General features: G+C 62.1%; 8 protein-coding genes. 7 read left to right on the plus strand and 1 reads right to left on the minus strand.

Annotated features, from left to right (window positions below; all coding sequences use genetic code 11):
* Positions 1-202 precede the first annotated feature (202 nt).
* From ABV589_RS14430 to ABV589_RS14445, 4 genes are all read left to right on the plus strand, one after another.
* Entirely contained in the window at positions 203-1,228 is a 1,026-nt protein-coding gene (locus ABV589_RS14430) for a histone deacetylase family protein (protein ID WP_367082119.1), read from the plus strand.
* Positions 1,225-2,325, plus strand: a complete 1,101-nt coding sequence (locus ABV589_RS14435) for a polyamine ABC transporter substrate-binding protein (protein ID WP_367082120.1) — start codon at positions 1,225-1,227, stop codon at positions 2,323-2,325. The genes ABV589_RS14430 and ABV589_RS14435 overlap by 4 nt, the downstream gene beginning before the upstream one ends.
* Before the next feature lie 147 nt (positions 2,326-2,472).
* A complete protein-coding gene (locus ABV589_RS14440; protein WP_367082121.1) occupies positions 2,473-7,038 on the plus strand; it encodes a DUF6543 domain-containing protein in 4,566 nt (1,521 codons plus the stop codon).
* 144 nt (positions 7,039-7,182) lie between these two features.
* Positions 7,183-11,772 (plus strand): hypothetical protein, encoded by a 4,590-nt coding sequence (locus ABV589_RS14445; RefSeq protein ID WP_367082122.1) that lies wholly within the window; start codon positions 7,183-7,185, stop codon positions 11,770-11,772.
* 3 nt (positions 11,773-11,775) lie between these two features.
* On the opposite strand, the gene ABV589_RS14450 is transcribed toward ABV589_RS14445, so the two are convergent.
* Positions 11,776-13,329, minus strand: a complete 1,554-nt coding sequence (locus tag ABV589_RS14450) for a PLP-dependent aminotransferase family protein (RefSeq protein WP_367082123.1) — start codon at positions 13,327-13,329, stop codon at positions 11,776-11,778.
* Between the two features lie 92 nt (positions 13,330-13,421).
* Between ABV589_RS14450 and ABV589_RS14455 the strand changes: the two genes are divergently transcribed.
* From ABV589_RS14455 to ABV589_RS14465, 3 genes are read left to right on the plus strand one after another with little or no spacing between them, the layout of a single operon-like run.
* A complete protein-coding gene (locus tag ABV589_RS14455; RefSeq protein ID WP_367082124.1) occupies positions 13,422-14,045 on the plus strand; it encodes an FMN-binding negative transcriptional regulator in 624 nt (207 codons plus the stop codon).
* A 10-nt stretch (positions 14,046-14,055) separates the two neighbouring features.
* A complete protein-coding gene (locus tag ABV589_RS14460) occupies positions 14,056-14,502 on the plus strand; it encodes a GNAT family N-acetyltransferase (RefSeq protein WP_367082125.1) in 447 nt (148 codons plus the stop codon).
* Positions 14,503-14,514: 12 nt separating this feature from the next.
* Positions 14,515-15,186 carry a GNAT family protein gene (locus ABV589_RS14465; protein WP_367082126.1) on the plus strand — a complete coding sequence of 224 codons (672 nt, stop codon included), beginning with the start codon at positions 14,515-14,517 and terminating at the stop codon, positions 15,184-15,186.
* Positions 15,187-15,221: the final 35 nt, after the last annotated feature.

Below are 15,221 nucleotides of genomic sequence, written 5' to 3' on the forward strand. Positions count from 1 at the left end.
CCGCCATCGCGAGCAGGCTCACTCCTACAAGGATTGTGTATTGCCTGCCCATGGCAGGTGCAAACCTGCGCCAGCAAGGGGCGAATTGCGGTCAGTGTTTTTGGCCATATTGATCCCCTTTTGGCCTTTCCTGCCGTTCTCCGATTAGCCGCGCGCCGCAACACTGGAGGTAACCGAATCAGCCCCCTGCGGAGAACAACAAATGCTGACAATCTACTCGGACGATCACCACCTGCACCACGGCCGCTGCGAACTCATCGACGGCCAGCTCAAGCCGTGCTTCGAGATGCCGTCGCGCGCCGACCACGTGCTGCAACGGGTACAGCACCAGAATCTCGGTCCGGTGGAAGCACCGAAGGATTTCGGCCTGGAGCCGATCGCGCGTATCCACAGCCGTGACTACCTCGACTTCTTCAAGGGTGCGTGGGCGCGCTGGACCGAATTCAACACCGACGGCGACCTGCTGCCCTACACCTGGCCCGCCCGCACGCTGCGGCAGATCAAACCGACCAGCCTGCACGGCCAGCTCGGCTACTACAGCTTCGACGGCGGCGCGCCGATCACCGCCGGCACCTGGCAAGCAGCCTACAGTGCAGCGCAAGTGGCGCTGACTGCCCAGGCGGAAATCCAGCGTGGCGCACACAGTGCGTTCGCCCTGTGCCGACCACCGGGACACCACGCCGCCAGCGACTTGATGGGCGGTTATTGCTACCTCAACAACGCCGCCATCGCCGCCCAGGCATTCCTCGATGCGGGCCACAAGAAGGTCGCGATCCTCGACGTCGATTACCACCACGGCAACGGCACCCAGTCGATTTTCTATGAGCGCAGCGACGTGCTGTTCACCTCGATCCACGGCCACCCGGAAGCCGAGTTTCCGTTCTTCCTCGGCTACGAAGATGAACGTGGCGAAGGCGCCGGTGAAGGCTTCAATTTCAACTATCCGCTAGCGGCCGGCTCCGGCTGGGGTGTGTGGAGCGCGGCACTGGAACAGGCCTGCAACGAGATCGACAGCTACGGCGCCGATATCATCGTCGTGTCGCTGGGCGTCGACACCTTCAAGGACGATCCGATCTCGCAGTTCAAACTCGACAGCCCGGATTACCTGGCCATGGGCAAACGCATCGCCGCCCTCGGCAAACCGACGCTGTTCGTCATGGAGGGTGGTTACGCGGTGGAGGAAATCGGCATCAACGCGGTAAACGTGCTCGAAGGGTTCGAACAATGAACCGACTCAAGCACTGCATTGCGCCAGCCCTGTGCGCCGCGCTGCTCAGCGTCGGCACCCACGCCGAAGAACGCACCCTGCGCGTCTACAACTGGTTCGACTACATCACGCCCAAGGCGCTGGAAGACTTCAAGGCACAGAACACCCAGACCAGACTGGTCTACGACATCTTCGACACCAACGAAGCACTGGAAGCCAAGCTGCTGACCGGCAACTCCGGCTATGACGTGGTGGTGCCGTCCAACGTGTTCCTCGCCAAGCAGATCGAGGCCGGGGTGTTTCAGCCGCTGGATCGCAGCAAGTTGCCGAACTGGAATCACCTCGATCCGAAACTGATGAAGCTGATCGAGGCTAACGATCCGGGCAACAAGTTCGCCGTGCCGTACATGTACGGCACCATCCTGATCGGCTTCAACCCGGCCAAGGTCAAGGCCGCGCTGGGCGAGAATGCGCCGGTGGACAGCTGGGACCTGATCTTCAAGGAGGAGAACATCAGCAAGCTCAAGCAGTGCGGCGTCGCCCTGCTCGACTCGCCGTCGGAGATCCTGCCGCTGGCCCTGCAACACCTGGGTCTGGATCCCAACAGCAAAAACCCGGCGGACTATGCCAAGGCGGAAGCGCTGCTGATGAAGATCCGGCCGTACATCACCTACTTCCACTCCTCCAAGTACATGGCCGACATCGCCAACGGTGACATCTGCGTCGCGGTCGGTTATTCCGGCAGTTTCTCGCAGGCGGCCAACCGCGCCAAGGAAGCGAAGAACGGTGTGGTGGTCGACATGCGTCTGCCCAAGGAAGGCGCACCGATCTGGTTCGACATGCTCGCCATTCCCAAGGGCGCGAAGAACACCGAGGACGCCTACACCTTCATCAACTACCTGCTGCAACCGGCGGTGATCGCGCCGGTCAGCGACTTCGTCGGGTATCCGAACCCGAACAAGGACGCCACGCAACGGGTCGATCCGGCGATCCGCAACAACCCCAACCTGTACCCGACCGATGCGGCGATGGGCACGCTTTACACCCTGCAACCGCTGCCGCGGGATGCCGAGCGGGCACGCACCCGGGCCTGGACCAAAATCAAGTCAGGGACTTGAGCCAACGCTGACGACAAGACCCGCCGCCGTGCGGGTCTTTTTTTGTCTGCGATATCTATCTACCACCCGAGGCCAGCAACCCAGTCCTACCTTGGCTGCATCCGGCCCTGCGCCCGCAGGCCGCCAACGTCAGACAAGGATATGGTCATGCCCGAAAGTACCGCGCCCAGCGCTGTCGACATACTCACCCAACTGGTGAGTGGCCCCTCCCTCACCGAAGTCGCTTCCAATGCCTTGAAGCCCGCCCTTACGCGGCTGTACCCGCAGCAAGCGATCGACCCGGAACGGGTCGTGGTCGGTACGCCGACCTGGGTGATCAAAAAACAACGGATCGATGTCGGCCCCTGCCAGTTCGAATCGCTGACCGATATCCTGGTCAGGCTGGCCCTGTCCGGCACGACGGTCACGCTCATCGATGGCGAACACTTCCTCACCGAACAACCCGGCGTCGAGACTGCAATCCAGCTGCCGGTGAAAATGGAAACCGTGGGTGCGCTGCTCAACGAACTCGCCCCCTTGCTGTTCAAGTCTCTGCAAGAACAACAGATCGATTACTGGAACGAAACCGTCAGCCCCGCCGTACCCCGCTGGCACCAGCTGTCACGCACCTTGCAGCAGGTATGGAATGTCAGCGCTGACAACGGCTGGGATGCGGATCAACGGGCAATGGCCCGCGCCGTGTTCAACCAGCCGGAGAAAACCCTGCGCTTGCCTGCCGACACCTACCAGACCCGCGCCTGTCTGATTGATCTGGATCTGGATGAGAGCAATCAGCGCAGCCATCTGAGCATCCTCGACACCGCCGTGCTGGTCGGCACCGTCGGTCAACGCACGCTGATCCTCAGCCACTCGATCACTCAGGGTTTTCAGCGTTTCAACAGCTTCGAGGAACTGCAAAAATCACTGCAATGGCCGGTCGAGACAGGTGTCGACGGAATCGACATCAGGTGGCGATTGTTCGAGCCGCCGGGCAACTTTTTCGATCAGCAAGCCTGCGCGATGATTGCGCTGGAAGCCCAGGCAATTGGCGATATCGATTTTTTCCGGCGACCTGCCGACGCCGTGTTTCTTCCGCGCCATGGCGCGCCCGACGATTCAGACGTTGGCGCGCAGCAAGCTCCTGCGCGGTTTACGGTTACCCAGCATTCGTTGCCGCCATGGCTCGATAACGCCGCACCCGCCGACCAGACCCGTTACAGCCGTCACTTGCTGGATCTGGTCGCCATGCAACAGCAGAACGAGGGAAGCACCTTTCAAAAAGAGCTCCCCGGCATCCAGGCCTTCACTCTGGGCAAACTGAACAGCGCCATCCGCCAGACCCCGGCGCAGAACTTCAGGTTGCAAGACGTGGAAATCACCGTCACCAGCGTGGTGGTCTGGGGTACCTTCGTTCCGCCCGAACAGGAGCAGACCCTGACCCTGTCACTGGTCGAACTGGCCTTGCAGAATCTGGCCGGCCTGCCGCTGGGCAACATTGCGGTGCGCTACCGCGAGGGGGCGAGCGCAGTACCGGCCTGGATGACCCCGACCTATCTGGAAAACCTGGTGACCACGGTCGATATCGGCAAAACCTATCCGGATGAGCTCAAAAACAGGCTGCTTGATGACCCGTCCCGGTCTTTGCGCCTGCGACAACTCTACAGCCGCCAATTGCCCCTCGAGCTGCCGCTGCTGGCGTTGCAGTACAAAATCCGCGGTCAGGCCGGGCTCGATGAGCTCGGCTATCGGTATGTCCTGGCAGCCTTGGCCAGCGCGGCGGTGGACAGGCGCGTCGACGGTCAGGACATCGTGATTCGCCCGCTGGGGTTCGTCACCGGCGGGCAGACCGACGAAGTGCTCAACATGTTCGTGATCGGCCCGCGCGACATGAGCAAGGGCCCCTGCCTGCTTTACCGGCCACTGCTCGACGCACCACTGCTGCAATTCCCGTCAACCGCGAACCTGCTGTATGCCATCCGCCATTCACGCTCGCTGCGCCAGTCGGTACTCGCCTGGCTACCGGACCGCGTGCGTTTCAATTACTCGCAATATGTCTTTCCCGGTGCGCTGCCTTCGGTATGGACGATACCGCAGCTGCTGGTCGACCCGACGTCGGCACCGGAACCGACCGCCGCCCTGACGCTGGGCAACCGAGTCATCGAGCAGGATCTGCTGGCGACCCTGTACAAGGCTAATGCCGACGCGCTGATCGCGCAGGCTGATCGCAGCGCTGTGTCCAATGCTCAAGCGCGTTGGGCCACGCTCAAACGTGGCGGCTGGGCATTGTTCAATGCCGCCCTGCCGTTTCTCGGACGCGGTGTCGGCACTGCGGCGTGGATCTGGCAGATCATGGATGACCTGCAAGAAGTCAGCGACGTTCAAGAACAACAGCAGGCTCTGGACTGGACTGCACTGACCGACCTCCTGCTGTCGCTGGGCATGGCGCTCGCCCACCGCGCGGCCACGCGCAAAAAACCGCAACGCAGTGCCTCCACGATTACCCAGCCAACCCGAGAAGTCAGCAAGCCGCCCAAGCCAGACGCCCTTCGCGTCGCGCGATTACCTGATATCGTCGGGCATGAGTTGCCGGACCATCACACGCCGGCGCTGCACACCCAGGGCGCATTGTCGGCCGGCTCTCCTTCGAGCCTGGGCCTGTTGCTCGACAGCCTCAAGATCAGCCAACCCGAGGGCCTGAGCCCGGCAGCTGCCGACGGCGCGTACCGTCACCTGCGCACGGCGGGGGAAAAATGGTACGCCGAGGTCGGCGCGCGCTGGTTCGAAGTCGCGCTCAACGACAATGACGACGTGCAGATCATCGATACCCGTCAGCAACCGCCACGCCGCGGGCCGTTGTTGATCGCCAATGCGCGGGGACAGTGGTTTGTCGATCTGCGCTTGCGCCTGCGCGGCGGAGGGCTGAAAAGTCGGCGCAAAGCGTTGCAGCAACAGAACGCCGAATCGTTACGCCAGAAAAAGCAGGAAATCGCAGCATTCGACGCCGGGTTGGCAGACAAACGCAGCCAGTTGGTCACGGTACGCCGCGCCATGCTGGAAGCCACGCCGGAAACTGCAGCAAGCGCCCGGCAGCAGTTTCTCGATACGCTCGACTCACAGGTCAAGGAATATACCGTCCACATCGATAGCCTGAAGGCCCTGAACATCCTCGAAGCGGTGCCCAACTACCGCACCGCGATGCTCGACCGGATTTCCCTGCAACTGTTCCTCATGCAGGCCTGGATCGATGAAACCTACTCGGCATTTCGCCAAAGCCTGGAAGTGACCCTGGTGCTGCTCGATGCGCCGGGCAATGAAACGGATACCGCGCGTTCGGAGCCCTTCGATAAAATGTCCGACCTGACCCGAGGGATCATCGACAAGATCGAATTCGCCCACACCCGTTTTGCCGAACTGAGCCTGCTGGGCAAAGAGGCCGTAGAGGTGACTCGCCAGTACAAGGCCCGGCTGCCAACGTTCTCGCTGGAGGACCTGAAGCTGCTGCAAATCACTCTTGGCCAGGAGCTGTGCCTCAATGAACAAGCGGGTGAGTTTCGCGAAGGCGCCCGCGTCGCGCTGGAAACCCTGATTGAAGACGCATCGCTGAACATTCAGAGCGCTCTGGATCTGAGCGCCGAACAGGGCCTGGAGCAACTCGGCGAACGCGTCGAGGCGATGAATAATCTGGTGGAACAATTCGACGTCATCGACCAGCGATTTGTCGACCTCGTCGCCGAGTATCCGCAGCACCTGAATGCCGAGCGTCTTGAAAGCGTGAAGCGCCACGTTGCCGAATTCCATCAGGACGCGATGCAACATTTGTCGACCCTGCTGCGCGAGCAGCGCCTGGTGGAACCGGTCGCCGGGCCGTCCAGGTCACCGGTCACACCGGCGCGCAAAATCATCAAGACCCGTTACAAGGGCACACTGGTCGGGCAACCCCGTCGCAGTGCCGGCGGACAGGACGGTGACCTGGTGGATGTGATCGCCCCGTTGACGGGAAAAGTGATTGCCACCTTCCACGAGAAATCCCCGGGCAACTGGGTGGAACGGGTGCCGGCCAAACCTTCGGTATCACCACGTCCCGGCCCCGACCTGCCGAAAAGCACGCAGGCTGCACAGGTGTTGCTCAATGGTCTGGCAGACTTCAGAAAACGCACTCAGGCGCACATTGCCCGGGCGCAACGCAATCCGACGGAGATCGAGGAAATTTACTACATACATGCCACGCGACTGCGCGAGGCCATGGAGAAAATCGATCAGGCCTTGACCGCCGGAAATCACACCGACGGCAAAACGTCCACGGCCAGCAGCCTGCGTCAGCAACTCGACAACGAAGCCACTGCCCTTTATGCCGAAGGTCGCGCCGCCAGAATCGACATCACCAAACAGCAGCCGCCCACTGCTGCACGGGTCCAATGGCTGTTCGCCAAAGGCGAAGTGACGATCAGTAAAACCACCGAGCGCCGCCGACTCAAAGGCCCGCGCAAGGATTATCTGCTGGAATATCCGATACTCGACCGCAAGAGCGGAAAAGCCCTGTGGTACGCCCATTTTCACTACACCAACCCGGCGGATCCGTTGCCATCCTTCACTGCCGCGCATCTGAAAACCGTTGAGCAACGGCGCCTGGGCGGCGCCTTTGTAGAGCGCGAGAATCGCAGTAACCAGGAGCTGATCGCGATCCATCGCAGCAGCATCAGCCGCTCACAGGCTGAAGCGCTGTTCTTCTCCTGATCGCCGGCGCCTCAACGCAAGCCCGCCACGCGCGGGCTTGTTTCAACCTATACATATCTACCACCCGAGGGGCTGGACCGCTCGCTACTGTCGGTTGCACACGGCAATTGCCGCACTCTCCACCTGCCCAACGGTTGCGATCCCATGAGTGAAACAATCCGCACGAACATTGCTCCCCAACTCTTGAACAAAAGCCGCCTGGTCGAACAGACCAGCGGCGGACCGGTCTTGCACGACGCCGCAGCACAACTGTTGCGCAAGGCGTTGACTACGCAGTTTCCCGATCTGCAGATCGATCCCGACACCGCCTTGCTGGCGACCCCGGTCTGGCAGGTACAGGGCGAAAGTCTGGTCAGCCATAGCTGTCGTTACGAATCGCTGACTCACATGCTGGCGCGCCTGGCGTTCACCCAGACCAAGGCCAACTGCATTGAAGGTGAGCATTTCCTGACCTTGTCATCACAGACCGACGAGCCGGTGCATTTGCCGGCCGGCATGGATGCGCTGACGACGTTGCTCAACGAAAATGCCCCAGTACTGTTCACCGGCTTCGCGCAGAGCCAACTCGATTACTGGAATCAAACCATCGAGCAGAAACCGCGCTGGCAACAACTGGCTGACACCCTGCAACAGGCGCTGAACGTACAATCGGTGAATGGCTGGGATGCGCACGAGTGCCGCCTCGCCCGCCTCGTCGCACAACACCCGGACAACACATCGCGCGCTTCGACCAGCGCCGAACTGACGAACGTGCGCGCCCGCCTGATCGATCTCGACCTGGTGTTTGATCAGGCCGAGAGCATCCAGACGCAGCACTTGATGCTGGCCGGCGCGCTGGTGCTCAGCGCAACGCTGGGCGGTCGCGAGTTGCTTGCGCTGTTCACCATCGAAGAAGGCTATGAATCGTTCGGTTCCATGGCGCAATTGGGCGCCACCCTGCCCGAGCGCATCGACATCGACTTGCGCGGTCAGGGTCTGAAATGGCGGCTCTATGAACCCGACGGGAATATTTTCGATGCCATGGTTCAGGCGCTGGTGAGCTGTCAGATCGACTCGATCGATGCCCTCGATCCGGGCAGTCGCTCGCCCCTGGCCAAATTCTTTTCACACCCGCGCGAAGGCGATACCGACTCCAGGACAGATGACGACGCGCGCATCGAGCAACTGGACAGGGCGATTCCGCAATGGCTGCTGGCAGGATCGCTGGACGACATCCAGACCTACAGCGGTTATCTGAGCGACCTGGGCAGCCTGCGTGGCGAGTCCGACAGCCAGTACTTCGAATACCGCGAGGTCCCGTTGATTCTGGACTACGCCCAGCAACAGATGCGCGCCGCCATCGTTGCCGAGCGACCCGCTGCCGACACCCTGCAACTGCGCCTCGATGATGTACGGATCACCCTGACCCAAAGCTTCGAAGCCGGCGGTCTGACCCTGCCTGATCCGACCAGCGTCAGTGTCCAGACCCTCGGCGAATTCGCCTTGCATAACACCCGTCCTTACCTCGCCACGGTCGCCTACGCCGACGGCAGCGCCACGCCGGACTGGCTGACGGTAAAACTGCTGTCACGCATGGCCAGCGCGGTCAACATTGGCGAGCGTTATCCAACGCTGATCAAGCGTACCCTGATCGACGACCCGGTGCAGGCCGGGCGCCACAGGATCCGTTACAGCCGACAGTTGCCGCAGCTGCTGCCGATGCTGGCGCTGGAGTGCAAGCTCAAGCGCAAGGGTGATGTCGACGAACAGGGTTATCGTCTGGTTCGCCAATTGATCGACTGCATCGCCGCCAAATCCCCCGCCTCCGAATGGCCGGTGCAGATCCGGCCCCTGGCCTTCGTCCCGCGCTTTCGCCTGGGCAGTACGCCGGACACGGTGGCGAACATGTACATCATCGGGCCGCGCGCCGGCGCCAGTGGCCCATGCCTGCTTTACCGACCGTTGCTTGAGCAATCGCTGCGTCAGTTCCCCTCGGAACAGAACATGCTGTACGCGTTTTACCAGGCGGGTGAATTGCGCGATTCGGTGCTGGCCTGGCTGCCCACTCCGGCATTGAGTTTCGAGTACGCCCAGTATGTGTTTTCCGCCGGGCTGCCCTCGCCATGGACGATTACCGAACTGGCGTTCGAACCCTTTCTGCACCTTGACCTGACCTCCGCCGTCGACCTGGCGAATTCGCCCCTGAGCGGCGATGTGTTTTCGCAGCTGTTCGCCAGCAACAGCCAGGCCATGGCCGACCTCGCCGATCGCCAATCGACGTCCAATGCCGAGCGGCGCTGGACGCTGTTGGCTGACAGCGGCTGGGCCATCTTCGGTGTGGCCAGCAACTTTCTCGGCGGCCCGGCGGGCACGGCTGTCTGGGTCTGGCAGACCGTCAGCCAGGTCCAGCAGGCACTGGATGCCCATGAGCGTGGCAATGCTGCGGTCGAGTGGTCTTCGATCGGCGACGTGCTGCTGACACTGGGCATCCTGCTCGCGCAGAAAGCGTCAGTACGGCGCATTCGACTCTCGGGGCCGCTCAACGAAATTCCACAGACGACTCGCACACACTATGCAGAACCCGCCAAAGCGCCACTGCTTCCCGGTAACACGCCGACTATCACGCAGGACACCGCGGCGTGGGGCGCCCGCCCGCCCGAGGCGCATCGGTCCTTGCTCGCACACTCCGCGCCAGTACGGTTTGATGCACACGCAAGTTTTGTGCAACGCCTTGACCGCTTGGAAGTCCCACGGCCGGCGCTGCCGGAAAATGCACGCGTCAATGCCGCCCACCTGTATGAGGCCTCGGGGAAACTCTATGCGCGGGTCGGAACACGCTGGTTTCAAGTCAGCGCCGAGGGCGACGAACCGGTGCTGATCGTCGATCCGCACAACGCGGGGCATTCCGGTCTGTGCATTCGTTTCGATCCCGAGACCGCTCTGTGGAACTGGGATCTCAAGCTGCGCCTGCGCGGTGGCGGCCCGACCGGAAGGATCGAGGCCCTGCGGCGTGAGCGCGCCACCCGCAAGGATGAGGCATGGGCGGCATTGCACCGGTTCATCGAACAGGAAGCCCGGCGCAAGGCCAGCCTCGACGAAGCCTTGCAACCATTGGAGAACAGCGATCCGGCGGAGCCTATGTCCGAAGCTGCCGTGATCGCGTACATCGCCAAGGCCGACGAACTGGCCAGTGCCTACGGTCAGGCTCTGCAGGATCTGGAAAAGTGGCGAGAGGCCGGTGGTGCCGGGGTGTTCTACCAGTCGCAACTGATGCGCTTCTCGGTCGAACAGCATCGCTATCTCAGCGGCTGGATGCGCATGAAGTTGCGCGAATACGCGCGCATCGTCGCGCCGCAACTGAGCACCTCGGAACCACCGGAAACCCGCTCGCGGGCGACTCAGATGCAGGCCGCACGCCAAGCCATCGCCGTCAGTGACGAGATGGTCGAGCGCCTTGCGCAGTTGCACACCTCGCTGGAAAGACTCGACCAACATACCGGCGCAACCCGCAAAGTGGCGACTGAGCTGCGCAGACTGATGCCCTCGTTCACCCGTCGCGATTTGCACGCCAATGAAATCGGCATGTCCACCGAGCTGTCGCTGAGCGACGCACCGGACAGCGTCCTCGATCCACTGCGGCAACTGATCGTTCCGGTGTTCGAGGGGGCTGCCGAGGCCGGCCATCTGCTGGTGGAGCGGCGCAACAGCCGGGCACTGGATGTCGAGCAACTGAGCGCCGTGGTCGACCGTCTGGCCGATGCCCAGCGCCGCTTGCAGGAGGTGTTGGCCAGCGCCTCCGCGCAACTTGAAGTGAACCGCTTCCAGCGGGTTCAGCAATTGGTCGAAGACTTTCACCAGTTGGCCCGCAAGCGTCTGCTGATCGCTCTGCCGGAACCGGAAGAGGTTCCCACCGCAGCCATGGCCAGGCTCGATCCGGCACCGTCGACATCGCGCGGGATCGGCAAGGTGAGCAAGTCACGGCCGCGCATCATCGAAACACCACGGGCAGCGTCCCCTGACAAACCCCAGGCGACGGAAGACATGCCGGTGATCCGCTCCGTCATCAAGCGCCCCGCCGTCGTCCCGACGCTGGACGATGCGCAGATGATCGGCAATGCGATGACCCTGGTCGCGGAACTGGACGCCTTCATCAAACGCCTGCGCACCGATGCGCAGCGGCCTTCGCGCATCCCGGCCGACATGCAGGATCTGTTCGATCAACAGGCAACCCGTTTCGATCAGGCAGCGGTAAACGTTCAGGCAATACTTGTCCGAAAAAGCGCTGAATTTCCAGTCGGCAGACTGACGACCGACTTGCGAGAAGCCGCTGCCCGCCTGCGTCGTGAAGGCATCAACGTCTACGGCAGCATGCTCACCGCGCGCAAACCCCGGGAGAGCTATCTGAAATGGCTGCACGAACACCATCTGGTGCAAATCGTCAAAGACCCGCGCGGACGCATCCGCACCCGGCAGCGCAAGGACTTCTTTCAGGAGTACCGGATCCTCGACAAGACGCGCAACGACCAACCGTTGTGGGTCGCGCACTTTCATTACGACACGCTGACCGATCCGAGCGACCGCTTCACGGCTGCTCACCTAAAGGTTGCCGATGGCTTTTTGCAGGAGCTGCCAGCGAAAGTGCGCCAGGAACTGGACAGCTTCGATGCCGTGGATAACGTGCTGCGCCGGATCACTCGTCCGGCGGTGCGGGATCTGTTCCTTCACCCACGCCATGCGGGAGCCGACGAAAGCTGACGCTCAGTCGCACCAGACGCTGCGGAGCCGTGCCAGAGCGCCCTGGATATCGACCTCCGGCACGGCGGCAAATCCCAGCACCAGACCGGCGCGCTGATCCGCCGGGGTTTGGGAGTCGGGTAGCCAATAGCTGCTCAGGCCATTGACCTCGACCCCGACACTTTCGGCTTTGGCGATCAGCTCACGCTCGCGGGCAACGTTGTCCACTGCGACCGTCAGGTGCAACCCGGCAGCCACGGCGGGCAGGCCTGCGACGCCCTCGACGTTGTCCGGCCAATGCGCCAGCAGGCAGTTGCGCCGACTCAGGGCGGCGCGCCGCATGCGCCGGATATGCCGTTGAAAATGTCCGGCCGCCATGAATTCGGCCATCACTGCCTGGGTACTGACTTCCGAATGCCGCACGTCCACCGCACGGCGCCGCGCGAAGGCTTGCACCAGTCCCGTCGGCAATACCAGATAGCCCAGACGCAACGCCGGAAAAGCGACCTTGCCGAACGTCCCGACGTAGAGCACCCGGCCCTGACGATCCAGCGCTGCCAACGGAGCCAGCGGTGCGCCGCTGTAACGATACTCGCCGTCGTAATCGTCTTCGATGATCCAGCCCTGGCTGCGCTCGGCCCAGGCCAGCAGCTCAAGCCGACGGGCGAGGCTCATGACCACGCCGGTCGGGTACTGGTGGGAAGGTGTGACATAGGCCAGGCGGCAGTCGGCAATTTGCCCCAGCGCTGTGCAATCAATGCCGTCCTGATCCACAGGTACCCCGTGCAACCGGCCGCCGGCCACCGCAAAAGCATGGCCAGCCGCGCGGTAGCCCGGATTCTCGATGCCCACCGCATCGCCCGGCTCCACCAGCAGCTGTGCACAAAGGCTGATGCCCTGCTGCGCGCCACTGGTGATCACAATTTGCTCAGCGGTGCATTGCATGCCGCGTGAGCTGCGCAAATACGCAGCGATCAATCCACGCAGGCGCTGATCTCCGGCCGGATCGCCGTAACACAATTGCTGCAGATCGGGTTTGCGCCAGAAAGCCGCGTTGAGCTTGGCCCAGACCTCGAACGGGAACAGATCGAAGGCCGGAACACCGACCCGAAATGCCTTCGGCGGACCACTGGGGGGCAACGATAAATGGTTGTTTTCCAGGCGCTGCACAGCACCGCTGTGGATAACTTTACTGGATGAAATCACAGGTAAATCCAGCCAATTTGTGGATAAGGCTGTGGGTAAGCCTGTTGAAAACCCTGTGGATACTTTTGTGGACAGTTTTTTCGTGGGCAATGCGCTTTGCGGCAATTGGGCGACGTACGTGCCGTCCCCGACCCGGCCTTCGATGAAGCCTTCGGCGTACAACTGATCGTAGGCGCGCACCACGCTGTTGCGGGAAATCGCCAACGCCGCCGCCAGATCACGGCTGGCCGGCAGCCGCGTGCCACTGGCCAGACGCCCGTCCAGCACGCGCAGACGCAGCGCCTGATAGAGCTGGCGGCTCAAACCCTGACGGCGGTCGAGTTCGATACCGGCCGGATTGAATGGCATGGACAGCGTGGGCGATTCGGGCATGACAATGGACCTATGAAATTGGTCATCAATGGCTCTTACAACAGACCAATAGCCTGCCTAGGATGCAGGCATTCGCCAAGGAAAATCTCTCCATGTACACGCCCCGCGCCTTTGCCATCGACGAACTGTCGCAACTGCACGAACTGATCCTCGCCAGCCGTCTCGCGATTCTGGTGAGTAACGGTGAAAACGGTCTGCAAGCCAGCCATGTGCCGGTGCTGCTGCACCGCGAACAAGGCCCGAACGGCACGCTGTACGGGCACTTGGCCAAAGCCAATCCGCAATGGAAAGACCTGCGCGATGGCGCTGAAGCGATGCTGATATTTGCCGGCCCCGACGCCTATGTCAGCCCGGGGTTTTACCCGAGCAAGGCCGAGCACGGCAAAGTCGTGCCGACCTGGAACTACGTCGCCGTGCACGCCTACGGTCACGCCGAAACCTTCAGCGACGGCGGGCGCCTGCTCGACATCGTCAGCACGCTGACTGATCGCCATGAAGCCGGTCGCGCGCAACCGTGGAACGTCGACGACGCGCCGGCCGACTATATCGACGGCATGCTCAAGGCCATCGTCGGTTTCGCCATCCCGATCGACCGCCTCGAAGGCAAACGCAAGCTCAGCCAGAACCGCAGCGCCGAAGACATTGCCGGCGTGCGCGAAGGCCTGACTGCCAGCCCCGACATCAATGACCAGACCCTCGCCCACTTGATGCGTTAAGGAAATCAGCATGAGTCAGATCGACATCCGCCCTGTCACCGCCGGCGACCACGCCGCCTGGCTACCTTTGTGGCAAGCCTATCTGGGCTTCTACAAAGGCGAACTGCCAGACGCAGTGACCCACAGTACCTGGCAGCGCTTCCTCGACCCGAGCGAACCGACCCACGCCGCCCTCGCCTGGGCCGATGGCAAGGCAGTGGGCATGGTGCATTTCATCTACCACCGCTCGAACTGGAGCATCGAAAACTCCTGCTACCTGCAAGACTTGCTGGTCGAGGAGCACGCGCGCGGCACTGGCGTCGGTCGCCTGCTGATCGAACACGTCTACGCCACCGCCAAGGCCGATGGTTGCTGCAAGGTGCATTGGCTGACTCACGAAACCAATGCCACCGCGATCCAGCTCTACGAGCGCATCGCCGAGCGCCCGGGATTCATCCAGTTTCGCAAAGCCATTTAAGGAACCGCGTACATGACCACTTCACTTGCCGACTGGAAAGGCGTCCCCGCCCCCACCGCGACCTTGCTCGAAGGCCGTTTCATCCGTCTGGAACGACTCGATCCGGCACGCCACGGCGACGATCTGTTCAATGCCCTCGAAGGCCCCGGCGCCGACCCGAAGCTCTGGGATTACTTGCCCTATGGGCCGTTCCCCGAGCGCAGCGTTTTCAATGACTGGCTGAACAATCATGCGGCCAGCAGCGATCCATATTTCTTCAGCGTGATCGACCGCGCCACAGGCCAGGTGCAAGGCATCCTCAGCCTGATGTCGATCGTCCCGGCGCAAGGCCGCATCGAGATCGGCCACGTGACCTTCGGCGCGTCGATGCAACGCTCGCCGAAGAGCACCGAAGCCGTTTATCTACTGGCTAAACACGCTTTCGAGCTGGGCTACCGGCGCCTGGAGTGGAAGTGCAACAACGGCAACGCCCGCTCCAAATACGCCGCCGAACGCCTGGGCTTCAGCTTCGAAGGCGTGTTCCGCCAGCACATGGTGGTCAAAGGGCAGAACCGCGATACCGCGTGGTATTCGATCCTGGATTCGGAGTGGCCGGCGATTGCGGTAGGGTTCGAGCAGTGGTTGAGCGATGCCAACCAGACGCCGACCGGGCAGGTGAAAGGTTTGGTCGAGTGCCGTTCCTGAGTCTGTAAATGCAAAAGATCGCAGCCTTCGGCAGC

Source organism: Pseudomonas sp. HOU2, assembly GCF_040729435.1.
Taxonomy (GTDB): domain Bacteria; phylum Pseudomonadota; class Gammaproteobacteria; order Pseudomonadales; family Pseudomonadaceae; genus Aquipseudomonas.